A 21,803-nucleotide genomic window follows, 5' to 3' on the forward strand; every position below is an offset into this window, starting at 1 on the left:
CCTGATCGACGCCATTGGTCGCTCCATGGCGGTAATCGAATTCACCCCGCAGGGCCAGATCCTCAACGCCAATGACAACTTCTTGCGCACCGTGCAGTACACCCGCGAAGAAATCATCGGCCAGCACCACAGCATGTTCTGCCACCGCAGCGAAGTGGAGTCGCCGGCCTACAAGGCGTTTTGGGCGTCCCTCAACCGCGGCGAATACCACTCCCATCGCTTTGAACGCAAAAACAAGTTCGGCAAGACGCTGTTCCTGGAAGCGTCCTACAACCCGATTTTCGACACCAATGGGCGCCTGTACAAAGTGGTGAAGTTCGCCAGCGACATCACCGACCAGGTCACCACCCTGCGCACCGCCGCCGATTCGGCCCATGCCACCTCGGTGCAAAACGACGCCTGCGCCCGCAAGGGCTCGGAGGTAGTGCAGCAAACGGTGCAGATCATCGAAGCCATTTCCCACGACTTGAACCAGGCGGCGCAAAGCATTGATGCGGTAAACAAGCAGTCCGACATCATCGGTGCCATCGTGCAGACCATCCGCAGCATTGCCGAGCAGACCAACATGCTGGCGCTTAACGCCGCCATCGAAGCGGCGCGGGCCGGTGAACATGGGCGTGGGTTCGCGGTGGTGGCCGATGAGGTACGCAGCCTTGCGGCGAGGACCAGCCAGGCGACGGTGGAAATTGTGGATGTGGTGCGCAAGAACCACGACCTGTCACTGAGCGCAGTGTCGAGCATGCAATCGAGCTTGAGTCGCACGGGGCTGGGGGTGGAACTGGCGAACGAGGCGGGGCAGGTAATCCTGGAAATTCAGGAAGGCTCACGGCATGTGGTGGATGCCATCAGCCAGTTCAACTCGACCCTGCAACTGCAATAACTTGTAGTGAGCGGGCTTGCCCCGCGCTGGGGGGCAAGCCCGCTCACTACAGGCCAAACTTAGATCGCTGCCAGGGTTTCTTTTACGGTGTGCGCCGGGTCAGTGGCCTTGGCCGCGACCTGCTGCTCTTGCTGCTGCTTCAAGCGCTCAGCCACTTGCTTGGCAATCGCGTCCTGTTTTTCCTGGGACATGTTCTGCACATCTGCCTCGGTCAAACCCTGTTCCTTGAGCAATTGCTCGCGGATGCGTTCGGCCGGGGATTTGCTCATGTAGTCGGTGAACTCCGAGCGTGCCGCAGACGTGGCGCTGGTGGCGGGCACATCAGTGGTGCTGGCCTGCAACTGTACACGGGTCTTGGCGAAGGCTTCGTCGATACGGTCGGCGGCCTTGTCCAGTTCCTTCTGCGCGGCCGGTACGGTCACGCTTTGCTGGGCGGCTTGCAGGGCACCGCTGTACAGCGCGCTGGCGGCGGCGTTCGCCGGGTCCATGTCGGAACGCTTGAGCTGCTGCACGGTGGTCACGGCTTGGGTGTTGTTGTTAACCAGCATGATCGGTCACCTGTGGAAATATTCGTGTGCCACAGGTGGAGCAAATAGCGTGCCGGGCACCAAACCCCCCCGTTTTATTGGGGATGGCGTGGCCGCGGCGGCAAGGGTTGTCCTGCCAGCGGCCAGCCATTGCCGTCAATGGGCGATGTTTTCCAACGCCAGGTTACGCGTGCGCGGCCCGAACCAACTGATGGTGATCATCACGATCAACATGCTGCTGGCGATAAACGCCAGTACCCCTGGCGTGCCCAGGTGTTCGAGGATAAAACCGATCAGCAGGCTGCTGAACACCGTGGACAAGCGGCTGAACGAATAACAGAACCCCACCGCCCGCGCACGGATATTGGTGGGGAACAGTTCGCTCTGGTACGAGTGGTAACTGAAGCTCAGCCAGGCGTTGCAGAAGGTGATCATCACCCCGCAAATCACCAACCCCACCGCCGTGGTTTGCAGGGCGAACAGGCTGCCGAAGATCATCGCGCCCAAGGCCGAGCCGACGATCTGCCATTTGTTTTCAAAGCGGTTGGCCACCTTCACGAACAGCAACGGCCCCAGCGGGTAGGCGAGGGTGATGATGAACGCGTAGAGCAGGCTGTGGGTCACGCTCACGCCCTGGCCCGACAGCAATGCTGGCAGCCAGTTACCGAAGCCGAAGAAACCGATGGCCTGGAACACATGGAACACGATCAGCATCAAGGCGCGGCGACGGTACGGTGGTTGCCAGATATCGGCAAAGCGACCGCTGCCTTGCACGCTCACGGCTTCCGGCTCCGGCTCATCCAGCGGTTTGCCGTGGTCCTTCTGGCAGCGTGTCTCAAGGTTATTCATGATCGCATCGGCCTCTTCGAAACGGCCTTTTTGCGCAAGCCAACGCGGTGACTCGGGCAAGCGCTTGCGCAGTTGCCAGATAAACAGCGCAAACACCGCGCTGCTCAACACCACCCAGCGCCAGCCGGACACGCCGAACGGCGCCTGGGGCACCAGCCACCACGACATCAACGCCACCGCCGGTACCGACAGGAACTGGATAAAAAACGCAAAGGCAAACGCCGAACTGCGCATGCGCTTGGGCACCAGTTCTGAGAGGTAGGCGTCGATGGTCACCAACTCGATGCCCAGGCCAATGCCCACCAAAAAGCGCATGCAGATAATGCCCACGGCGGACGTTTGGATACCCATCAAAATCGTAGCGACGGTGTACCAGATCAGCGCAAAGGTGAAGATCGCCCGCCGTCCGAAACGGTCGGCAATCGGGCTGAGCAGGCTGGCGCCGAGGAACAGGCCCAGGAACGTCGCCGAGGCGAACGCAGCCTGGTCGGAGAAGCCGAACACGCCTTCCTTGCCCGTGTGGAAAATGCCATCGCTGATCAGGCCAGGGCTGATATAGGCAGTCTGGAACAGGTCATACAGCTCGAAAAAGCCGCCGATGGACAGCAACGCCACCAGGCGCCAGACGGTGGCAACGGCAGGCAGGCGGTCAATGCGCGCGCTGATATGGGCGGCACGGATCGGGTCGATGCCGTCGGTAGTAGAAAGTGCGGGCATGGGCAAACTCAATAAGTGATCGGAATTTCAAACTCTTGGAACGCGTCATCCTGGGGATGGTAACCCAGCACCCGCGTGGTTTCGCTCAGGTCCAGGCGCTTGAAGCGGTTGTTGGAGATGCCATGGGCGATCAGGTGCTTCACGCCCTCGGCCTCCACCGCGCGTTGCAACAGATGTACCGCATCGCGAGGGCTGAGCCAGGCACTGAGGTCGCGAGCGTTGTTGAGGTCGTGGGTCTCGGGGAATTCAAAGGCGCCGATGCGCAGGGCAATGGTCGACAACGGCGTCTTCGCCGCATAGAAACCACAGAGCGCCTCGCCGTAGCATTTGCTCACGCCATACAGGTTGGCGGGCATCACCTGCATGCCGGGGGTGATCTGGCGGTCTACCGGGTAGCCTTCGATGGTTTGCGCGCTGCTGGCAAACACTAGGCGCTTGACCCCGGCGGCCACGGCGGCTTCGAACAGGTAAGTGGTGGCGAGGAGATTGTTGGGCAGCAACTCATCGAACGATGCGCTGGCGTGGGGAATGCCCGACAGGTGCACGATTACATCGATGCCATCGAGCAGGGCGGCCAGGCTGGATTTGTCGCTGAGGTCGGCGTGTATAAAACGGTGCTCGCCTACGGCGAAATCCGGCGCGATGCGATCAGTGAGGGTGAAGCGGTAGCGGTCTTTCGAGGCTTCGAAAAACGTCTTGCCGATTCTACCGCAAGCGCCGGTGAGCAGTACGTTGAGTCCTTTCACGGGGTGGTCCTTGTTTTAGTTATGGCCATCTAGGGCAAAGGCCTGGAAACCAGGGCGCTGGCTAAGGCGCTGGTAATACGCCTCGACCGCTGGGTAGGAAGGGTGATCCAGAGGAGCGTTGCGCCAGCGATGTACGGAGAGGCCGACGAGGATATCGGCCAGGGTGAATTCACTGCCGGCCACAAAGGCACTGGTTTTGAGCAACTGTTGTTCGAGCAGGCCCATCTTGGCGTTCCAGGCTTGCACGCCTGCCTGGATGCGCTGCGGGTCTTGGTAGTCGGGGTTCTGGCGCACCAGCGCATGGAACGCGTAGCCCCACGACGGGTTGAGTTCGGTGGCTTGCCAGTCCATCCACTGTTCCACCCGAGCCCGTGGCGCGGGTTCGGCGGGCAGCAGGTCATGGCGCTCATAGAGGCCGACGAGGTAACGGCAGATGGTGTTGGACTCCCACAGCACGCCATGGTCGTCGATCAGCACCGGCACCTGGGCGTTTGGGTTCAGCGCCAGGAATTCGGGGGATTGGGTGGGGCTGTAGCCGATGCCCCAGTCTTCACGCTGGTAGTCGATGCCCAGTTCCTGGCAGGTCCATAGGACTTTGCGCACGTTGATAGAGGAGGTGCGGCCCAAGATTTTCAGTGAATGTCCCATGGTGCTTTCCTTGCGGTGGAGAGCGGCCAATCTAGCAGGGGCAGGCGGCTACGGCGATATTTCCAAGTGGGCACGGTTAAAAATGTGGGAGCGGGCTTGCTCGCGAATGCGGTGTGTCAGTCAACTTATCTTCAACTGACACACCGCCTTCGCGAGCAAGCCCGCTCCCACATTTTGTCCGAGTAGGGCCTTAGCAGCGGGGGGTGTGCTGGTCCATCGCCTTGCCTGCCAGCAGCACGCTCAGCTCACTCAACTGGTGAATGGCCAGGGCCACATCGCGCTGTTTACCGGTGAGGTCGTCGGCGAGGTCGAGCAGCAAGGTGCTGACGGAACACACGGTTTCGTAGCTGTTGATCAGCAGGGTTTCGGTAGTGGTGTTGGGGATGATGGTGAAGAGCGTAGTTGGCGGACTTTCTATTTCTTTGATCATGTGAGCATCCTGAGATGGGCTGCCGCCTAATCGCTACTAATCGAGGGTGGCAGCTGTACGCAGGTTAGTAGACCGGTGGACACTCAAAGCCGGCGCACCCGAAGGTGCCCTGCGCACAGCCGCCATAACGAAGAGGCTCATGCACGATGAGTGACCAAAAGTCAGGCTACTAAACCCGATCACCGAGAAATTCAGCGACCGGCAAACCTTAAATATCGCCACCCAGACACACAAGCCGGCGGATTCTGACGTAAGCGTAGGCAACCGGGCAAGGCGCTTACTGCAATGTCAGCCAGGTCCTACAGGCGTCCTACGTGCTTTCCCGAATTTGGAGTTCAAACCCCATATCCACCACCGGCTTGGCCACCTTATTGCCCGCCATGATGGTCAACAAATGCTCTGCCGAGCGCCGCCCAATGGCCTCACGCGGGGTGCTGATGCTGCTCAAGCGCGGCACCATGAAGGATGACGCCGGCAAGTCGTTGAAGCCCAGCACCGCCACTCGCTCCGGCACTTTGATGCCATGGCGCATGGCTTCCAACAGTGCACCTTGGGCCAAGTCATCGTTGCCGAAGAAAATCGCGTCCACATCCGGATGGGCCGCCAGCAATTGCAGGAACAATTCGCCACCCAGGCCTACAGAAGAAGGGCGCGGCGTCAGCACTTCCAGCGCCGGGTCGTACATGCCCGCCTGTTGCAGCGCCCGGCGAAAGCCTTCGCCGCGCAGCAAGGTGCGTTGGTCCAATTGCGCGCCTATATAAGCCAGGCGCTTGCGCCCACGGGAAAGCAAATGCGCCGCCGCCGTTTCACCCGCTGCCAACTGCGAGAAGCCCACGCAGTTCACGCCGGCATTCGGGTCCAGGTCCATCATGTAGACGCACGGCACATTGCTGGCCTCGACCATTCGTCGGGCGCTTTCGGTGCGGTCGAAGCCGGTCAGCAGCAAGCCCCGTGGCTGGTAGGCCATGTAGTTGCGCAGCAGGTTTTCTTCTTCATCGCGCGAGTAGTGGGAGTTGCCGATCAGCACCTCAAAGCCCTTGGGCCGCAGTACCTGGTGGATGGCTTCGAGGGTTTCGATAAACAAAAGGTTCGACAGCGACGGCACGATGACCACCACCGAATGGCTCTGGGCCGAAGCCAGCGCACGGGCGGCGGGGTTGACCACGTAGTTCAGTTCGCTGGCGGCTTTTTGTACTTTTTCTACAAGGTCAGTGGCAACAGTGCTGATGCCACGCAGGGCGCGGGAGGCGGTAATTGGGCTCACGCCAGCCAGGCGGGCGACTTCATTGAGGGTCGGGCGACCCGTGGTGCGCAATTTTTTATCGTTCTTGGAGGTCATCAGGCGGCTTGCCAAACAAAAATCGAGGCACTAAGGTAGCGCTGTCTCCAAAAGGCTGCAAATTCTTGAATTCCGGGTTGCCTGATCCGCGTTCAAACGATTGGAGAGGATGCACGCGTCACTCCATAAAAAAAGACAAGACGGCGCGGGAAAAGCCTGTTTTTGCACTAGCCTTAGGGCGTGCAGAGGTAGCGCTATCTGCGTCCTGAGGTGTTTCATGAGTCAACCTGTTACTGCCCTGGTCATCATGGGTGTTGCTGGCTGTGGCAAGACCAGCGTCAGCGAAGCCCTGTGCCGTCTGAACGGCGCCACCGCCATTGAAGGCGACAGCTTCCACCCCGCCGCGAACATCGAAAAGATGAGCGCCGGTCACCCTCTCGACGACGACGACCGCGCCGGCTGGCTCGACATTCTCTGCGATGAGCTGCGCCGCTCGCTCAAGGCCGGGGAACACCCGGTGCTCACCTGTTCAGCTCTTAAGAAGAAATACCGCGACCACCTGCGCGAAGCCGCGCCGGGCCTGGGTTTCGTGTTTCTGGAACTGACCCGTGAAGTGGCGTCCGACCGCGTGTCCCATCGCCCCGGCCATTTCATGCCAGCCAGCCTGATCGACAGCCAGTTCGCCACCCTTGAGTCGCCCAAGGGCGAGCCGCTGACCCTGGCCCTCAACGCCAGTGTCGACAGCATCGAGACCTTGGCCGAGCAAACCCACGCCTGGTGGCTGCAACACGGCTTCGAACCTTCCAAGTAATTTTTTGCCAGAAAAGATAGCGCTATCTGCGGCAGGAAATTCAACACCCGCTTTAATAACAACAACAAACAGGAGAGACCCCCCATGTTTGGCATGTCCCACGAGTCTTACCTACTGCTTGATGCAGTGGTCACAATTATCGGGTTGATCGTTCTGATCACCAAGTTCAAGGTGCACCCGTTCATTGCACTGATCATCGCGGCTGGCTTTCTCGGCCTGACCTCGGGCATGCCCGTGGACAAGATCATCAAGGCGTTCCAGGACGGCTTCGGCGGCGTGCTCGGTTTTGTCGGCATCATCCTCGCGTTGGGCACCATGCTCGGCAAGATGATGGCCGAATCCGGCGGTGCCGATCAGATCGCCCAGACCCTGATCCGCGCCTTCGGCAAGGAAAAGGTCCAGTGGGCCATGATGTTCGCCGCCTTCCTGGTGGGCATCCCGCTGTTCTTCGAGATCGGGTTTGTACTGCTGATCCCACTGGTGTTTATCGTGGCGCGTCGCACCGGCGTGTCGCTGATCAAGATCGGCATCCCGCTGCTCGCCGGCCTGTCGGCGGTGCACGGCCTGGTGCCGCCGCACCCTGGCCCGCTGTTGGCCATCGGCGTGTTTGGCGCGGACATCGGCAAGACCATCCTGTACGGCCTGATCGTCGCACTGCCGACCGCCATCATTGCCGGCCCGATCTTCGGTACGTTCATCGCCAAGTACATTCCGGGCAACCCGTCCCAGGAACTGGTGGACCAACTGGCCCGCGAGTCGGAACACAAAAACCTGCCGAGCTTCAGCATCACCCTGATCACCGTGCTGCTGCCGGTGTTCCTGATGCTGCTTAAAACCTTCGCTGACATTGGTTTGCCGGACGGCCACATCGTACGCAACTGGATGGACATGATCGGTCACCCGATTTCCGCCCTCCTGTTGGCGCTGCTGCTGTCGCTGTACACCTTTGGCCATCGCCAGGGTATTCACTCCAAGCAGATCCTCAAGTTGCTGGACGCCAGCCTTGCGCCGACCGCCGCGATCATCCTGATCATCGGTGCCGGTGGTGGCTTCAAGCAGATGCTGGTGACCAGTGGCGTGGGCGACGTGATCGGCCATATGGCGGTGAACGCGCAGATCAACCCGATTCTGCTGGCGTGGCTGGTGGCGGCGGTGATTCGTGTGGCCACTGGTTCGGCCACTGTGGCAACCATTACCGGCGCGGGCATTGTGGTGCCGGTGGTGGGGATGATCCCAGGGGTTAACCGTGAGCTGCTGGTATTGGCGACGGGGGCGGGCTCGTTGATCCTGTCTCACGTCAACGATGCGGGGTTCTGGCTGGTGAAGCAGTACTTCAATATGACCGTGGCTGAGACGTTCAAGACGTGGACGGCGATGGAGACGATTCTGTCGGTGGTGGCGTTGATCTTCATCATGTTGCTGTCGTTGGTGGTGTAACAGGTACACCACAATCCAAATGTGGTAACCCAATCAAATGTGGGAGGGGGCTTGCTCCCGATTGCAGAGTGTCAGTCACTGCCTCTGGTGACTGACCCACCGCTATCGGGAGCAAGCCCCCTCCCACATTTATTCAGGTGGATCGGTGTCAGGCCTTAGTGACCAATCCATCCGCCCTGAACATCCCCCGAATGCCCCGCACCGCCTGCCGAATCCGGTCCTGGTTCTCGATCAGCGCAAAGCGCACATGATCATCGCCATACTCGCCAAACCCGATGCCCGGTGACACGCACACCTTGGCTTCGAGCAGCAATTTCTTGGCGAATTCCAGCGAGCCCATGGCGGCGTACTGCTCGGGGATTTTTGCCCAAACGTACATCGACGCCTTCGGATTCTCCACCATCCAACCCAATTCATGCAGGCCCTTGACCAGCACGTTGCGGCGTTGGCGGTACTGTTCGGCAATGTCTTTCACGCACTGTTGGTCGCCTTCCAGGGCGGCAATGGCGGCCACTTGCAGCGGGGTGAAGGTGCCGTAGTCGTGGTAGCTCTTGATGCGCGCCAGGGCGTTGACCAGTTCCGGGTTGCCCACCATGAACCCGATACGCCAGCCAGCCATGTTGTAGCTCTTGGACAGGGTAAAGAACTCCACCGCAATGTCCTTGGCGCCGGGCACCTGCATGATCGACGGAGCTTTCCAGCCGTCGTAGACGATGTCGGCGTAGGCCAGGTCGTGAACCACCAGCACGTCGTACTGCTTGGCCAGGGCGATCACCCGTTCGAAGAAATCCAGCTCCACGCACTGCGCGGTGGGGTTGGACGGAAAGCCCAAAATCATCATCTTCGGCTTGGGGATCGAACCGCGAATCGCCCGTTCCAGCTCGGCGAAAAAGTCCACGCCCGGCACCAGCGGCACCGATCGCACCTGGGCGCCGGCAATCACTGCGCCGTAGATGTGGATCGGGTAGCTGGGGTTGGGCACCAGCACGGTGTCGCCCTGGTCCAGGGTGGCCAGCATCAAATGCGCCAGGCCTTCCTTGGAACCTATGGTGACGATGGCTTCCGACTCGGGGTCGATGTCCACTTCATAACGGTCTTTGTACCAGCGCGAAATCGCCCGGCGCAGACGCGGAATGCCTTTGGAGGTGGAGTAGCCGTGGGTGTCTTCGCGCTGGGCCACTTGCACGAGTTTTTCAACAATGTGCGGCGGCGTGGGGCCGTCAGGGTTGCCCATGCTCAAGTCGATAATGTCTTCGCCGCGCCGACGCGCAGCCATCTTCAGCTCGGCAGTGATATTGAAAACATAAGGGGGGAGTCGATCTATGCGCGCAAAGCGGCGCGGCGAACCAAAGTCAGCCATTGTTGCCTCGAAGTACGTAAGCGCCCGGAACCGTCCGAGCGACGTCGGCCACTGCGGTGGCCTGCGGGGCAGACAATACGGTCGATGATGGCCAGTTGTCCAGATGCGTAGGAAAATTTTCTGCTTGGAGTCCGGCGCGGATATGCCCCTATACTCGATGCGGGTTTGTTCCCTATAACAAGGAGACTGTTCGTATGGATCAGCAGACAAAACAACCGTTGGAGCCACGCATGGAAGCGGGCAAAGCGCTGGTGATTGCCGGTGTTCAAGGGCGTTATTCCAAAGCCACCGTGGGGGATATCCCCAAGCTGTGGGAGTTGTTCGACACCTGTATCAAGGACATCAAAAAGCGGGTCGGCGGGGTGACTTATGGCGTTTGCCATAACCCCAAAAATGGCGAATTCGACTACATGGCCGGTGTAGAAGTCCCTACCAAAGCCGACGTGCCGGGCAACTTCGAATTCATCGAAATTCCGCCGCTCAACTATGCCGTGTTCCCCCATTACGGGCCGGTGCAGGCGCTGGAGCAGACTTACGAGCGCATCATGTTCGAGTGGTTGCCGAACTCGGGCTACAGAGTTGTGGGGGCGGATTTCGAGCGCTACAGCGCTGATTTTGACGTTCGCAAAGGCACCGGGACGGTAGAAATCTGGCTACCAGTTGGCGACAAGTAAACCCTCCATCAATACAGGGCATTCAGCCACCAAAGGTGAGTTGGAAGCCCTGTGCAGCTTGGCGTATGGCGTTGGCTACATCAGGCGCTAACCGGCAGTATTCATCTTCGCGCTTGAGCACCACTTCAAGGGTTTGCAGCAAGCCTTGAATACGCGCCTCGGGGTTTTCGACCTCACAGGTTCTCGCAAACTCAAGAATGCCCAGGCGCGAGGCAAACATGGATTTGTTGCCGGACAGGTCCAGAGCCAGTGAGTCTTCGGGAATGTACGCAGTGGTGTTCACGATGTCGTAGGCCGGCGCCAGGCGTGTATCGAATTTCACCGGATCGCTGTAGAGCACACCGAAATTCTTCAGGTGAGCATCGCCGTTACCCACGATACAGCTAAGGGCAACACTGTCGAACAACTGGTCAAGCGAGCTACGGATCTGCTCTGGCGCACAGAACAGGCGCACGGCCTTGGCGATGGCTGCGTAGCTTTTGCTGTATTTCTGCTCGGCTGATAACCCCATCAGCGTAGTCATGTCCTCAAAGCCCACCGGGTTGAGCTGCTCGTCCCGATCAAAGCGCCGCATGATGAACAGCTTATGGTTCTGCGACAGGTAAAACGGCGGCACCGGCAGGCCCGCGTCCCGCGCAATGGACATGCACAGGTATTCATTGATGGCCAGACCGGGAAACTCTTCACGCCCACTCTTGATGATCAGGTCGTTGGTCTTGGAGGTGAATTTCTGCTCGGGTGTTTGAGGCTTTTCCGGTACCAGCACCTTGGGTTGTACACCGGAAATACCCGCCCGCAGGATGTAGCGATCGACCAGGTCGGCAAAGAGATCTTCGGCACCGTCCCAGGCCAGAATCTCATCGAGATTTTCCCCGGCGGAGGGCGGGCCATTGCGCTCGATCAATTCATTCACCTGATCCGAAGACACAAACACCCGTCCAATCGGCGCACTGCTGCCCGACAGCGCCAGCAGCAACATCGGGTCAACTTTCACGGTCTTGGCGAGACGATTGCGCAGTTGTTCCAGCACGTAACCTTCCGGCAGGTTCATCTGGAAGATGGGGTGAAGCTCCCGGCGACGATATTCTTCTGCACGCACTGGCATCGACAGGCCGACTGCGCTGTTTGCCTGCGCCTTGTCGCTATAGCGAAACAGATAGTCGTCGGCGCTCATCAAGACGCTGCCGCTTTCACCCTGGGGCGTATGCACGCGCAAGCTGGGGTTATTCATTGAACAGGTCTCCCAATTCTTCCAGTGTTGGCAGGGTTACAGGCACCAATTTGAGTTCGCTGCCCAGCGCCGCAATCACACGGGCATAGGCATTCATGGAAACCGAAGGGCTTCCTTGTTCAATTTCGATCAGTTTTTGACGCGTTACGCCCGCAAGCTTCGCCAGTTCCGCCTGCGTATAGCCTCGATTGAGGCGCATGGCGCGGACTTGGTCGCCAAGACGTTGGGTGATGATCGAAGTGTCCATGTCATATATTCATTACTTTACGATAGTTAAGTCATGTATACGTTACATATTGGGTGTGTCAAGGCTGCTCCGATCAAATACCCAGCTGAGCCTGCGCTCAAACCCGATTCTCCCTCGGTATGCCTCCCCGTTGTCCATCCACCCAAGCCCCAGGTACAGGCCCATCGCCGCCACATTCTCTGCGTCCACCGATAACTCCAACCCCTTGATCTGCGGCCACGCCTGCAATGCCGCTGCGGGCAGCGCCTGCAAGCACGCCTTGCCGAACCCACGCCCTTGCTGATGCCGATCCACCTGCAACGCATGCAAGGTCGCGCTGTGTTCGTCCGCCCAATGGGGCAGGCACGGTGGGCGTTTGAGCAGCAGGAAGGCCACGGGCGTTCCGTCGGCAAGCAGGGCGAAGCCTTTGATGGCGTCGGGATGGGGATTGACCAGCAGGCTGTTCAGCGCGCAGTAGATATCACCGCTATAGGCCAGTTGCTCGGGGTGCACTTGCAGGGTGTCGAGCTGCTGTTTTTGCGCAAGGCTCAGCGTCTCATAGGGGACGAGGCGGGTTTCCATCGGGGCTGCATCCCAAATACTACAGAGAGGCGGCGATTCTAGCGGGTTTGGCGCTGATCTATAGTGAATACCGTTCGAACACTGAATCCCTGAACACAACAACCCTAAGACTCAGGAGGTTTACCCCATGGCCAGCCAACCTGCCGAATTTGAACTGTCCATCAGCCGCGTGATCGACGCACCCCGCAGCCGGGTGTTTCGTGCCTGGACCGAGCCTGCCTTGCTGCAACAGTGGTGGGGGCCCCACGGCATGACCACCCCGGAATGTGAAATGCACCTGTGGGTCGGTGGGCTGTTTCGCACCCTGATGCGCGCCCCGGATGGCAGCGAGTACCCGACCCAGGGCGTGTTCCTGGAAATCGTCGCGCCCCGGCGCCTGGTATTCACCGATGCGTTTACGCCGGGCTGGATTCCGTCAGGCAAGCCGTTCATGACGGCTGAAGTGACCTTGCACGAGGTCGAAGGCAACAAGACGCTCTACACCGCCCGTGCCATGCATTGGAGCGCGGAAGACAAACAGGCCCATGAAGCCATGGGCTTTCATGAGGGCTGGGGGCAGAGCCTGGATCGGCTGGTGACGTTGGTGACCGAAGGCATGCGCGATTAGCCAGACTGGTGAAAATTAAAATGTGGGAGGGGGCTTGCTCCCGATAGCGGTGGGTCAGTCACCTGATGCAGTGACTGACACTCAGCAATCGGGAGCAAGCCCCCTCCCACACTTGATCGACAGTGTCTGCAAGTGAGTGTTCATCACTCCAGCATCTTGCCCAACAACCAACTCCCCGCCGGCCCCGGCGGGTGGTGCCGCGACCACAGCGCATCCACCGCGACAAAGCGCGGCCAACTGCGGGCCTTGAGCTCCACCAATTGGCCGCGATCAAAACGCTCCACCAGCCAGCGCGGCAGGGGCGTCCAACCAAAACCCAACTGGGCCATTTCCATCAGCATCAGGTAACTGGGAGCCGACCACACACGGCCGGTGGCGCGGATTTCGGTGGGGTTGATGATGCTGGCCAGGCGCAGTTCGCGGTGTTGTTGCAAGGTGTCGGCCGAGATGTTCTGCAGCTTGGCCAGCGGGTGGCCGGGGGAGGTGAATAGGGCGATTTCCGTGCGTTCCTCTACCGGCGCGCCCGTCAGGTCAGGCGGGTACACCTCTTGTTTTTCGATAAACGCGATGTGTGCCCGGCCGCTTTGCACCAGGTCGATCAGGTCTTCGCATTCGGCAATCAGGCATTCCAGCTCAAGGTCGGGGTAGCGCTGTTCAAAGGTTTTCAGCGCGATTTCGAAACGGTCGGACTGGTAGGTATCAGACATGGCGATAGTCAGCTTCGGCTCCAGCCCTTGGGACAACTGGCTCGCCGCCAATTCCAGACGACTGCTGGCCTCCAGCACCTGCTCGGCACGTTGCAGCAACACATGCCCGGCCGGGGTCAGGGTCGGCTTGCGGCTGCTGCGGTCGAACAACACCACGTCCAGGTCGATCTCCAGGCTCGCGACTGCTGCGCTGACGGTGGACTGGCTCTTGCCCAGCTTGCGTGCAGCCGCTGAAAAAGAGCCCTGGGTCGCCGCCTGGACAAACGCCTGCAACACCTCATTGGAGGCCATAAGTATCGCCTTGATCGATGGTTATTGGTTATGAAGTATCGGGTCGAAGGGTAATGATGGCAACCATCTTCAATCACGGAGCCGGGCCATGACCCCCACCAAATCGATGACCGAACGCGTTTGCCAAGCCCTGGGCTTTGAGGGCCTGGCCCTGTTGATCTGCACACCGTTGCTGGTGTGGATCACCGGTCGGCCTGCCCTGGAAATGGGCGCAGTGACCTTGGGCCTGAGCCTGCTGGCGTTGAGCTGGAACATCATTTTCAACAGCCTGTTCGACCGTCTCAAAGTGCGCCTGCAGTTGGCCGGCGGCGCGTGGACGCGGGTGCTGCATGCGCTGATGTTTGAAGGCGGGTTGGTGGTGATCGCCGTGCCGTTGATCGCGGCATGGCTGAATATCAGCCTGATCCAGGCGTTTATGCTCGACATCGGTGTACTGCTGTTTTTCCTGCCGTACACCTATGTCTACCACTGGGGCTATGACGTGCTGCGCGAGCGGTTTTTACAGAAACATGCCGCCCGACGCCTCGATGCGTTGCCCGGTGATCCAGTGACTGCCGTCGGCCAACAGGCTGGCGATCGCGCCGCCGATATCGTCCGGTAGACCGGCGCGGCCCAGGGCGGTGTTATTGGCCACCATGCTGTTGAGGGCGGCGTTGTCACGAACGGCGCCGCCGCCGAAGTCGGTTTCGATGGCGCCGGGAGCCAGGATATTCACGCTGATGCCACGCCCGCCCAACTCCTTGGCCTGATAGCGGGTAAGCACTTCCATTGCACCTTTCATGGCGGCATAGGCGGCGTAGCCCGGCAGGCTGAACCGCGCCAGGCCGCTGGAAACATTGAGAATACGACCGCCGTCGCGGATCAGCGGCAACAGCTTCTGGGTCAGGAAAAACGGCCCCTTGAATTGGACGCCAACCAGTTGGTCAAACTGCGCTTCGGTGGTCTCGGCAAAGCTGGCGTGAATACCGATACCGGCGTTGTTGAGCAGAAAATCGAAATGCTCCTGGGCAAAGACCTCCTTGAGCACGCCAGCCACCTCGTCAGCAAAATCACCGAAGCTCGCGCTCTGGCTCACGTCCAGTTGCAGCATCACGGCGCGGCTGCCCAATTGTTCGATCTGGCTCACCAGTGCCTGCGCTTCGTCGGCCTTGCTGTGATAGGTGCCGATGATATCGACACCCTGCGCTGCCAGGTTCAGGGCGGCGCTTTTGCCCAGGCCACGGCCGGCGCCGGTGATCAATGCGATTTTACGGGTCATGGTGCGGTCCTCTCGGGTGATTGATGGGACTGAGTGTATTTATTCGCCCCTAACGTGATAAACAGCGTTATCCCGGAATCACTGGCCGGATAAGGCGAACAATCCCATGAACAAGTTAGAGCTGCTGCGCACCTTCGTGCGCGTCACTGAACTGTCGAGTTTTACCCAGGCTGGCGAACGCCTGGGGCTGCCGCGTTCCACCGTGTCCGAACATGTACAGGCGCTGGAAGCCTTGCTCGGCACGCGCCTGTTGCAGCGCACCACGCGCCAGGTGCAGGCCACCCAGGACGGGCGCGTGTTGTATGAGCGCAGCAAGGATCTGCTGGCGCACATGGAGGAACTGGAAGGGCTGTTTCGCCAGGATCAGGCACAACTGAGCGGGCGAATCCGAGTGGACATGCCCAACGTGATGGCGCGGGAAGTGATCCTGCCGCGCCTGCCACAGTTTATGGATGCGCACCCGTTGATCGAGTTGGAGATCAGCAGCACCGACCGTCAGGTCGACCTGCTCGCCGAAGGGTTCGACTGCGTGCTGCGAGTGGGCGCGCAGCCTGACCAGACGGTGGTAGCGCGGCGGCTGTGCAGCCTGCCCATGATCAACTGCGCGAGTGCGGCATACCTGCAACGTCATGGCGTGCCTCAAACCCTGGCGGACCTGGCGCACCACCATCTGGTGCATTACGTGCGCCCGCTGGGTTCGCGCTCACCGGGCTTCGAATACGTGCAGGGCAACAAGGTGCACCGCCTGCCCATGGCCGGTCGGATTACGGTCAACAGCACCGATGCCTACCGGGTTGCGTGCCTGGGTGGTTTTGGCATTACCCAGGTGCCCGCCTTGGGCATCCGCGAATTGCTGGCCAGCGGTGACCTGGTGGCGGTATTGCCCGACTACCCGGCGCCGTCGCTGGATGTATCGCTGCTCTACGCCGGTCAACGCCATTTGCCGCAGCGGGTGCGGGTGTTCATGGATTGGCTGGCCGCACTGTTGCAAGCCCAGCTCTAGCGTCGCGCCGACAACTGCTGCGGCGCCAGGAATGCATCGTGGAAGTAATCGCGCACCGCCTGCATCGCTGGGGTAAAGGTGCGCTCGCGGTGCCAGGCCAGGCCGACACTCATTGGCGTGACCGGGTCAGTGACGGTCAGGGTCTCGATGCGCTTGCCTTCAAGGGACCAGGGCCGGAGCACCAGGTCTGACAGGATCGCCACGCCACTGCCATTGGCAACCATGCTGCGCACCGCCTCTACCGAGCTGGTGCGCAGGCGCACCCTGGGCGTTTGCCCGGCCTGTTCCCAATAGCGCATGGCGCTGTGTTCGGCCTCATCCACGGTGAGCAGGATGTAAGGTTCTTGCGCCACATCGGCCAGGCTCACGGCGTCGCGTTCGCACAACGGGTGATGGCTGGGCAGCCACAGGCGGCGCTCGGAGTTGAACAGGATCTCGGAGACGATATCCGGGTGGGTGAGGTTGGCGGTGAGCACCACCGCCATGTCGAACTGGCCGTTGAGCAAGCCGTGCTCGATGGCCTGGCGCTCCTGCTCGAACACCTCGATGGTCACGTCCGGGTGCCAGTGCTCCATGCGTTGCAGGTGGTGGGGCAGGAAATAACCGAGCACCGTGTAGCTGGCGGCCAGGCGCAGCACACCGCTGGCGCGGTAGTCGGGCAGGGGGCTGTTCAGTGCGTCATCCACACTGCGCACGATCACATAGGCGCGGTTGAGAAAATGTCGGCCAGCGTCGGTGAGGTTCATGCCTTGGGCCGAGCGCACGAACAGTTGCACGCCGAGCATGGCCTCCAACTCCTTGATCGCGGTGGTCACCGCCGACTGGGAGATGTTCAGGTGAATGGCCGCCTGGGAAATCTGCCCGATCTCGGCAGTGGCCACAAAGTAACGGACTTGGCGCAGGGTCAGGGACATCGCTTTATCTGTTTTTCAGAAGATGGGTCATCTGATAATAGATCTTCCCAAGGGGTCAAGCCCCAGCCTACTTTCAAGCATCACTTAGGCGGAGCAACCCCCGATGCAGGCAGTGGATTTCAACTCGGACATGGGCGAAGGCTTCGGCCCCTGGACTATTGGCGATGGCGTCGATGCCGAACTGATGGCCTACATCAGCTCGGCCAATATCGCCACCGGCTTTCACGCCGGCGACCCCGGCACCATGCGCCGTACCGTGGAGCGGGCGAAACAATTGGGGGTGGCCATCGGCGCTCATCCAGGCTTTCGCGACCTCGTAGGCTTTGGCCGCCGACACATCAATGCACCGGCCCAGGAACTGGTGGACGATATGCTCTACCAGCTTGGCGCCCTGCGGGAAATCGCCCGCGCCCAAGGCGTGACCCTGCAACACATCAAACCCCACGGTGCGCTGTATATGCACCTGGCCCGCGACGAAGAAGCCGCGCGCTTGCTGGTGCAGAACCTGCAAATCATCGAGCCCGGCTTGTTGCTGTACTGCATGCCCAACTCTGTGATCTGGCGTGTCGCTCAAGAGCTGGGGCAATCGGTGGTGCGAGAGTTTTACGCCGACCGTGAGTACGATCTTAGCGGCTCCATTGTGTTTACCCGCAACGTGCGTGCGCTGGACCCGGCCACAGTAGCCGCGCGCGTGCTACGGGCGTGCCAGACCGGGTTGGTCAAAACCGTCGAAGGCGAAGACCTGTTTATCGAATTTGACTCCATCTGCCTGCACAGCGACACCCCCGGTGCGCTGGAGCTTGTAGAGGCGACCCGTGAGGCGTTGGACCACGCGGGCATCACCGTCAAAACACCACAATAAAAAACGCGTCCTTACTTTTTGCCTGCCTTTCTATAACGATTCCAAGAGGAACAGACATGGCTGAAACGTCCCCCATCCGCTACAGCTTCGGCGGTGATGAACACCTGTTTGCCGAGGTCAGCGACAGCATGTCCCTGGAGGCCTTTTTCAAGGGCATGGCGGTGACCCGTGCGGTGGAGCGCCTGGCGCTGGAGGGCGTGTTGGATGTGTGCCTGGCCAATGCGTCGTTCCAGATTCGCTTCGACCCTGACCGCATTGCGCCCCATGTGCTGCTTGACGCGGTACAGACCGCCGAAGCCCAGGCGGTAGCCGAGCGCACCTTGCACACGCGCATCATCGAGATTCCGGTGCTCTACAACGACCCCTGGACCCATGAAACCTTGATGCGCTTTCGTGACCGCCATCAAGACCCCAGCGGCACCGACTTGGAATACGCCGCACGCATCAACGGCCTGGCCGATGTGGACGCGTTTATCGCCGCCCATAGTGGCGCGCCGTGGTTTGTGTCGATGGTGGGGTTTGTCGCGGGCCTGCCGTTCATGTTCCAGATGGTCGAGCGCGAGCGGCAATTGCAGGTGCCCAAGTACCTGCGCCCACGCACCGACACGCCCAAATTGACCCTCGGCCATGGCGGCTGTTTTGGCTGCATCTACTCGGTGCGCGGCGCTGGCGGTTACCAGATGTTCGGCGTGACCCCGGCGCCCATCTACGACCCGGCGCAGCAACTGGCCTACCTCAAGGAGCACATGGTGTTTTTTCGGCCCGGCGATATCGTGCAGTTCAAACCTATCGACCGAGAGGCCTACGACTTGGCCGTCGCCGAAGTGGACGCGGGGCGTTTCGACCTGCGTATCCGCCCGGTGGAGTTTTCCCTCGACGCTTTTCTCGCCGACCCCATCGGCTATCCGAAATCCCTGCAGGAGGCGCTGGCATGATCAAGGTGCTCAAACCCGGCCTCGCCACCTCTGTGCAGGACCTTGGCCGCGAAGGCTATTACCATCTGGGCATTCCGCCGTCGGGTGCGTTGGACCAGTACGCGCTGAGTGCGGCCAACCACCTGGTCGGCAATCCAACAGGCGCAGCAGGGCTTGAGTGCACCTTGATCGGCCCCGAGTTGCAATTCCAACAAGATGCCCTGGTGGCCCTCAGCGGCGCCTTGATGTCACCGCGCCTGGACGGCGAAGTGGTGCACCAGGACACCGCCTTCCAGGTGCGGGCTGGGCAGGTGTTGCGCTTCGAGTTTCCCAAGGCCGGGGCACGTACTTACCTGGCGGTGGCGGGCGGGATCGACGTGCCGTTGGTGCTGGGTAGCCGCTCGACGTACACCCTGGGTGCCTTGGGTGGGTTTAACGGGCGACGCTTGCAGGAAGGGGATCTATTGCCCATCGGCATGGCGGGCGGTGCAGGGCGTGCGGGCAACAGCTTGCCTATGGCGTTGCGTCGATCCGTGGGCGGTGACGTGACCCTGCGGGTGGTGCCGGGGCTGTATTACGAACGCCTGAGCGATGGCGCCAAAAGCAGTTTTTTCGCCGAGCCCTGGACTGTGGGTTCAGAGGCCGACCGCATCGGCTATCGCTTCAAAGGCGGCAGTGCGTTGAGCTTCCAGCCGCGGGAGCAGCCGTTTGGCGCGGGTTCTGACCCTTCCAATATCGTCGACAGTTGCTACCCGATCGGCTCGATCCAGGTGCCGGCCGGTCTGGAGCCGATTGTGTTGCACCGGGATGCGGTGTCGGGCGGTGGCTACGCGATGATTGGCACGGTGATCAGTGCGGATCTGGACTTGATTGGCCAGATGCAGCCGAACCAGCGGGCGGGGTTTGTGGCGGTGACGCTGGAGGAGGCGTTGGAGGCCAGGCGGGTGTACAAAAAACGGTTGAAAGCCATGGCCGGACTCTTCACTCACTGAAGAAATACAAAACCCAATGTGGGAGCGGGCTTGCTCGCGAAAGCGGTAGATCAGTTACAGATCAGTTGACTGATGCACCGCATTCGCGAGCAAGCCCGCTCCCACATTTTGTCCTCTGTTGAGTCAGAACAGTTTGGTGAATAGCCAGTAGAGGCTGCCTGACAGCAGGATCGCTGCTGGCAATGTGAGCACCCACGCCATCGCCAAGTTGCGGATCGTGCGCATCTGCAACCCACCGCCATTGGCCACCATGGTCCCGGCCACACCGGACGACAGCACATGGGTGGTCGACACCGGCAACCCATACATATCCGCCGCGCCGATGGTGAGCATCGCCACCATTTCCGCCGAGGCGCCTTGGGCGTAGGTCAGGTGGGTCTTGCCGATCTTCTCGCCCACGGTCACCACGATGCGTTTCCAGCCCACCATGGTGCCCAGGCCCAGGGCGATGGCCACGGCGATCTTGACCCACAGCGGAATAAACCGCGTTGAGCTGTCGATCTGTTGCTTGAACAGTTGCAGCTTGCCTTGGGTATCGGCGTCAAAATTGCCGACCTTGTCCTTGTCCATCAGGCGGATGGTTTCGCTGGTCAGGTACATGTCGTTACGCACGTTGCCCACCGCTTCCACCGGCACTTTGGCCAGGGAGCCGTAACCTTTGACTTCATCACCGATCTGCCCGGCCAGGGCGGCGAGGGCGGGCACCAGTTCCGCAGTGGCTTGCTTGGTGCGCACGTAGGTGGAGAGGATCGGCCGCGGATCGCCCGCCAGAGGCTGCGGCGCGGTTTTGACCAGGGCCGCTTGGGTCACTTCGGCCACGGCGGCGAACTGCAATGACTGCTCGGCGGGCATGGTGCGGTTCAGCGCATAGGCCATGGGCAGGGTGCCCACCAGGATCAGCATGATCAGGCCCATGCCTTTTTGCCCATCGTTGGAGCCGTGGGCGAAGGACACGCCGGTGCAGGTGGCGATCAACATGCCGCGAATCCACCACGGCGGCGGGGTGTTGCCCTTGGGCGCCTTGTAAAGCGAGCGGTTCTTGACGAAGGCGCGCAGCGCCAGCAGCAACAGCGCGGCAAAGGCGAAGCCGATCAGCGGCGACAGCAGCAGCGCGTAACCGATCTTGATCGCCTGGCTCCAATCCACACCGCTGGTGCCATCACGCCCGTGCATCAAGGCATTGGCCACGCCCACGCCAATGATCGAACCAATCAGGGTGTGGGACGACGACGCCGGCAACCCTAGCCACCAGGTGCCAAGGTTCCACAAGATGGCAGCGATCAGCAGGGCGAAGATCATGGCGAAACCGGCGGATGAACCCACCTGTAAAATCAGCTCCACCGGCAGCAAGGCAATGATGCCAAATGCCACCGCACCGCTGGACAGCAGCACGCCGAGGAAGTTGAAAAAGCCCGACCACACCACGGCAAAATGCGGCGGCAGCGAGTGGGTGTAAATCACGGTTGCCACCGCGTTGGCGGTGTCGTGGAAGCCATTGACGAACTCGAAACCCAGGGCGATCAACAGCGCCACCCCCAGCAGCAGGAACGGTGTCCAGGTGGTGACCACCGTGCCCAGCTCGTTCATGTCGTGCATCAGGCTGTAGGCGGTGAACAGCAGGCCCATGGCGAGTACGGCGAAGAAGATGATTACCGTCGGCAGGCTGGGTTTCTTGTCCAGCCGGGGGGCGGGGGCTGCGTGGGTGGAGAGGGTCAGCGAAGGGGTAGCCATGCCGAAGCATCCAGGGTAGGGAGGATGTCGCCCATGATCGTTGCAGGATGTTACAGAGATGCTGCCACAAGTCAGTGTTTGGTTGATTGAGGGTGCCGCTGATCGAACTGACACGGCGGGATCAAAA

General features: G+C 60.6%; 24 protein-coding genes and 1 pseudogene. 11 read left to right on the forward strand and 14 right to left on the reverse strand.

The features are described 5' to 3' along the window. Positions 1-25: 25 nt before the first annotated feature. Together DYL59_RS32195 and DYL59_RS32200 are read left to right on the forward strand one after the other, a co-directional pair. Positions 26-289 (forward strand): annotated as a pseudogene (locus DYL59_RS32195) (PAS domain-containing protein); the annotation flags it as partial. Between the two features lie 21 nt (positions 290-310). Then, positions 311-880 (forward strand): methyl-accepting chemotaxis protein, encoded by a 570-nt coding sequence (locus DYL59_RS32200; protein ID WP_420359315.1) that lies wholly within the window; start codon positions 311-313, stop codon positions 878-880. A 59-nt stretch (positions 881-939) separates the two neighbouring features. Here DYL59_RS32200 and DYL59_RS29455 read toward each other — a convergent pair whose 3' ends face one another. The 6 genes from DYL59_RS29455 to gntR all read right to left on the reverse strand — a co-directional run bounded on the left by DYL59_RS29455 (position 940) and on the right by gntR (position 6,139). Continuing rightward, on the reverse strand, positions 940-1,428 hold the full coding sequence (locus tag DYL59_RS29455; RefSeq protein WP_135292310.1) for a hypothetical protein: 489 nt from the start codon (positions 1,426-1,428) through the stop codon (positions 940-942). A 135-nt stretch (positions 1,429-1,563) separates the two neighbouring features. After that, positions 1,564-2,973 (reverse strand): MFS transporter, encoded by a 1,410-nt coding sequence (locus tag DYL59_RS29460; protein WP_135292311.1) that lies wholly within the window; start codon positions 2,971-2,973, stop codon positions 1,564-1,566. A gap of 8 nt (positions 2,974-2,981) precedes the next feature. Beyond that, positions 2,982-3,719, reverse strand: coding sequence for an NAD-dependent epimerase/dehydratase family protein (locus DYL59_RS29465; RefSeq protein WP_135292312.1), 738 nt, complete (start codon positions 3,717-3,719; stop codon positions 2,982-2,984). A gap of 15 nt (positions 3,720-3,734) precedes the next feature. Beyond that, positions 3,735-4,367 (reverse strand): glutathione S-transferase family protein, encoded by a 633-nt coding sequence (locus DYL59_RS29470; RefSeq protein WP_135292313.1) that lies wholly within the window; start codon positions 4,365-4,367, stop codon positions 3,735-3,737. A 190-nt stretch (positions 4,368-4,557) separates the two neighbouring features. Continuing rightward, positions 4,558-4,797 (reverse strand): DUF6124 family protein, encoded by a 240-nt coding sequence (locus DYL59_RS29475; protein WP_135292314.1) that lies wholly within the window; start codon positions 4,795-4,797, stop codon positions 4,558-4,560. Positions 4,798-5,107: 310 nt separating this feature from the next. Further along, positions 5,108-6,139 carry an HTH-type transcriptional regulator GntR gene (gntR, locus tag DYL59_RS29480; RefSeq protein WP_167496734.1) on the reverse strand — a complete coding sequence of 344 codons (1,032 nt, stop codon included), beginning with the start codon at positions 6,137-6,139 and terminating at the stop codon, positions 5,108-5,110. A gap of 214 nt (positions 6,140-6,353) precedes the next feature. Between gntR and DYL59_RS29485 the strand changes: the two genes are divergently transcribed. Together DYL59_RS29485 and DYL59_RS29490 are read left to right on the forward strand one after the other, a co-directional pair. Beyond that, the gene (locus DYL59_RS29485) at positions 6,354-6,887 is read left to right on the forward strand and encodes a gluconokinase (RefSeq protein WP_135292316.1); all 534 of its coding nucleotides are present in this window, start codon (positions 6,354-6,356) and stop codon (positions 6,885-6,887) included. Between the two features lie 84 nt (positions 6,888-6,971). Next, positions 6,972-8,324 (forward strand): GntP family permease, encoded by a 1,353-nt coding sequence (locus DYL59_RS29490; RefSeq protein WP_017738791.1) that lies wholly within the window; start codon positions 6,972-6,974, stop codon positions 8,322-8,324. Between the two features lie 148 nt (positions 8,325-8,472). Here the strand turns inward: DYL59_RS29490 and alaC are convergent, their stop codons facing one another. Then, the gene (alaC, locus tag DYL59_RS29495) at positions 8,473-9,684 is read right to left on the reverse strand and encodes an alanine transaminase (protein WP_135292317.1); all 1,212 of its coding nucleotides are present in this window, start codon (positions 9,682-9,684) and stop codon (positions 8,473-8,475) included. A 194-nt stretch (positions 9,685-9,878) separates the two neighbouring features. Between alaC and DYL59_RS29500 the strand changes: the two genes are divergently transcribed. Continuing rightward, positions 9,879-10,358: a GyrI-like domain-containing protein gene (locus tag DYL59_RS29500; protein WP_135292318.1), complete on the forward strand. Its 480-nt coding sequence runs from the start codon at positions 9,879-9,881 to the stop codon at positions 10,356-10,358. 22 nt (positions 10,359-10,380) lie between these two features. On the opposite strand, the gene DYL59_RS29505 is transcribed toward DYL59_RS29500, so the two are convergent. Genes DYL59_RS29505 through DYL59_RS29515 form a run of 3 tightly spaced genes read right to left on the reverse strand, consistent with a single transcriptional unit; the run spans position 10,381 to position 12,397 of the window. After that, positions 10,381-11,589: a type II toxin-antitoxin system HipA family toxin gene (locus DYL59_RS29505; RefSeq protein WP_135292319.1), complete on the reverse strand. Its 1,209-nt coding sequence runs from the start codon at positions 11,587-11,589 to the stop codon at positions 10,381-10,383. Beyond that, entirely contained in the window at positions 11,582-11,836 is a 255-nt protein-coding gene (locus DYL59_RS29510) for a helix-turn-helix domain-containing protein (RefSeq protein ID WP_135292320.1), read from the reverse strand. Before DYL59_RS29510 ends, DYL59_RS29505 begins: the two co-directional genes overlap by 8 nt. A 42-nt stretch (positions 11,837-11,878) precedes the next feature. Then, positions 11,879-12,397 (reverse strand): GNAT family N-acetyltransferase, encoded by a 519-nt coding sequence (locus tag DYL59_RS29515; RefSeq protein ID WP_135292321.1) that lies wholly within the window; start codon positions 12,395-12,397, stop codon positions 11,879-11,881. Positions 12,398-12,524: 127 nt separating this feature from the next. On the opposite strand from DYL59_RS29515, the gene DYL59_RS29520 reads away from it, so the two are divergent. Next, entirely contained in the window at positions 12,525-13,004 is a 480-nt protein-coding gene (locus DYL59_RS29520; RefSeq protein ID WP_135292322.1) for an SRPBCC family protein, read from the forward strand. A 143-nt stretch (positions 13,005-13,147) separates the two neighbouring features. On the opposite strand, the gene DYL59_RS29525 is transcribed toward DYL59_RS29520, so the two are convergent. After that, complete coding sequence (locus DYL59_RS29525; protein WP_135292323.1) at positions 13,148-14,002, reverse strand: LysR family transcriptional regulator; 855 nt, start codon at positions 14,000-14,002, stop codon at positions 13,148-13,150. Between the two features lie 88 nt (positions 14,003-14,090). Here DYL59_RS29525 and DYL59_RS29530 point away from each other — a divergent pair, with 88 nt between their 5' ends. Beyond that, positions 14,091-14,603 carry a multidrug/biocide efflux PACE transporter gene (locus DYL59_RS29530; RefSeq protein WP_135292324.1) on the forward strand — a complete coding sequence of 171 codons (513 nt, stop codon included), beginning with the start codon at positions 14,091-14,093 and terminating at the stop codon, positions 14,601-14,603. Here the strand turns inward: DYL59_RS29530 and DYL59_RS29535 are convergent. Next, complete coding sequence (locus DYL59_RS29535) at positions 14,502-15,260, reverse strand: SDR family NAD(P)-dependent oxidoreductase (protein ID WP_135292325.1); 759 nt, start codon at positions 15,258-15,260, stop codon at positions 14,502-14,504. The genes DYL59_RS29530 and DYL59_RS29535 overlap by 102 nt on opposite strands. A 106-nt stretch (positions 15,261-15,366) precedes the next feature. On the opposite strand from DYL59_RS29535, the gene DYL59_RS29540 reads away from it, so the two are divergent. Then, complete coding sequence (locus DYL59_RS29540; protein ID WP_135292326.1) at positions 15,367-16,263, forward strand: LysR family transcriptional regulator; 897 nt, start codon at positions 15,367-15,369, stop codon at positions 16,261-16,263. On the opposite strand, the gene DYL59_RS29545 is transcribed toward DYL59_RS29540, so the two are convergent. Next, positions 16,260-17,177: a LysR family transcriptional regulator gene (locus DYL59_RS29545; protein ID WP_135292327.1), complete on the reverse strand. Its 918-nt coding sequence runs from the start codon at positions 17,175-17,177 to the stop codon at positions 16,260-16,262. The two genes, DYL59_RS29540 and DYL59_RS29545, sit on opposite strands and share 4 nt — an antisense overlap. 103 nt (positions 17,178-17,280) lie before the next feature. On the opposite strand from DYL59_RS29545, the gene DYL59_RS29550 reads away from it, so the two are divergent. From DYL59_RS29550 to DYL59_RS29560, 3 genes are read left to right on the forward strand one after another with little or no spacing between them, the layout of a single operon-like run. Continuing rightward, positions 17,281-18,039, forward strand: coding sequence for a 5-oxoprolinase subunit PxpA (locus tag DYL59_RS29550; protein ID WP_135292328.1), 759 nt, complete (start codon positions 17,281-17,283; stop codon positions 18,037-18,039). A 56-nt stretch (positions 18,040-18,095) separates the two neighbouring features. Next, positions 18,096-18,974, forward strand: coding sequence for a 5-oxoprolinase subunit B family protein (locus DYL59_RS29555; protein WP_135292329.1), 879 nt, complete (start codon positions 18,096-18,098; stop codon positions 18,972-18,974). Then, positions 18,971-19,945, forward strand: a complete 975-nt coding sequence (locus tag DYL59_RS29560; RefSeq protein WP_135292330.1) for a 5-oxoprolinase subunit C family protein — start codon at positions 18,971-18,973, stop codon at positions 19,943-19,945. The genes DYL59_RS29555 and DYL59_RS29560 overlap by 4 nt, the downstream gene beginning before the upstream one ends. 123 nt (positions 19,946-20,068) lie before the next feature. Here DYL59_RS29560 and DYL59_RS29565 read toward each other — a convergent pair whose 3' ends face one another. Continuing rightward, complete coding sequence (locus tag DYL59_RS29565; RefSeq protein ID WP_135292331.1) at positions 20,069-21,676, reverse strand: inorganic phosphate transporter; 1,608 nt, start codon at positions 21,674-21,676, stop codon at positions 20,069-20,071. Positions 21,677-21,803: the final 127 nt, after the last annotated feature.

It is taken from the genome of Pseudomonas kairouanensis (assembly GCF_004682055.1).
GTDB lineage: Bacteria > Pseudomonadota > Gammaproteobacteria > Pseudomonadales > Pseudomonadaceae > Aquipseudomonas > Aquipseudomonas kairouanensis.

Bases quoted from the DNA above. Each gene is read 5' to 3' on its own strand.
- DYL59_RS29475 (WP_135292314.1), bottom strand. From the start codon at position 4,797: ATGATCAAAGAAATAGAAAGTCCGCCAACTACGCTCTTCACCATCATC.
- DYL59_RS29460 (WP_135292311.1), bottom strand. From the start codon at position 2,973: ATGCCCGCACTTTCTACTACCGACGGCATCGACCCGATCCGTGCCGCC.
- DYL59_RS29535 (WP_135292325.1), bottom strand. From the start codon at position 15,260: ATGACCCGTAAAATCGCATTGATCACCGGCGCCGGCCGTGGCCTGGGC.
- DYL59_RS29455 (WP_135292310.1), bottom strand. From the start codon at position 1,428: ATGCTGGTTAACAACAACACCCAAGCCGTGACCACCGTGCAGCAGCTC.
- DYL59_RS29530 (WP_135292324.1), top strand. From the start codon at position 14,091: ATGACCCCCACCAAATCGATGACCGAACGCGTTTGCCAAGCCCTGGGC.
- DYL59_RS29470 (WP_135292313.1), bottom strand. From the start codon at position 4,367: ATGGGACATTCACTGAAAATCTTGGGCCGCACCTCCTCTATCAACGTG.
- DYL59_RS29540 (WP_135292326.1), top strand. From the start codon at position 15,367: ATGAACAAGTTAGAGCTGCTGCGCACCTTCGTGCGCGTCACTGAACTG.
- DYL59_RS29485 (WP_135292316.1), top strand. From the start codon at position 6,354: ATGAGTCAACCTGTTACTGCCCTGGTCATCATGGGTGTTGCTGGCTGT.
- alaC (WP_135292317.1), bottom strand. From the start codon at position 9,684: ATGGCTGACTTTGGTTCGCCGCGCCGCTTTGCGCGCATAGATCGACTC.
- DYL59_RS29500 (WP_135292318.1), top strand. From the start codon at position 9,879: ATGGATCAGCAGACAAAACAACCGTTGGAGCCACGCATGGAAGCGGGC.
- DYL59_RS29505 (WP_135292319.1), bottom strand. From the start codon at position 11,589: ATGAATAACCCCAGCTTGCGCGTGCATACGCCCCAGGGTGAAAGCGGC.
- DYL59_RS29515 (WP_135292321.1), bottom strand. From the start codon at position 12,397: ATGGAAACCCGCCTCGTCCCCTATGAGACGCTGAGCCTTGCGCAAAAA.
- DYL59_RS29565 (WP_135292331.1), bottom strand. From the start codon at position 21,676: ATGGCTACCCCTTCGCTGACCCTCTCCACCCACGCAGCCCCCGCCCCC.
- DYL59_RS29510 (WP_135292320.1), bottom strand. From the start codon at position 11,836: ATGGACACTTCGATCATCACCCAACGTCTTGGCGACCAAGTCCGCGCC.
- DYL59_RS29520 (WP_135292322.1), top strand. From the start codon at position 12,525: ATGGCCAGCCAACCTGCCGAATTTGAACTGTCCATCAGCCGCGTGATC.
- DYL59_RS29555 (WP_135292329.1), top strand. From the start codon at position 18,096: ATGGCTGAAACGTCCCCCATCCGCTACAGCTTCGGCGGTGATGAACAC.
- DYL59_RS29545 (WP_135292327.1), bottom strand. From the start codon at position 17,177: ATGTCCCTGACCCTGCGCCAAGTCCGTTACTTTGTGGCCACTGCCGAG.
- DYL59_RS29490 (WP_017738791.1), top strand. From the start codon at position 6,972: ATGTTTGGCATGTCCCACGAGTCTTACCTACTGCTTGATGCAGTGGTC.
- DYL59_RS29560 (WP_135292330.1), top strand. From the start codon at position 18,971: ATGATCAAGGTGCTCAAACCCGGCCTCGCCACCTCTGTGCAGGACCTT.
- DYL59_RS29550 (WP_135292328.1), top strand. From the start codon at position 17,281: ATGCAGGCAGTGGATTTCAACTCGGACATGGGCGAAGGCTTCGGCCCC.
- DYL59_RS29525 (WP_135292323.1), bottom strand. From the start codon at position 14,002: ATGGCCTCCAATGAGGTGTTGCAGGCGTTTGTCCAGGCGGCGACCCAG.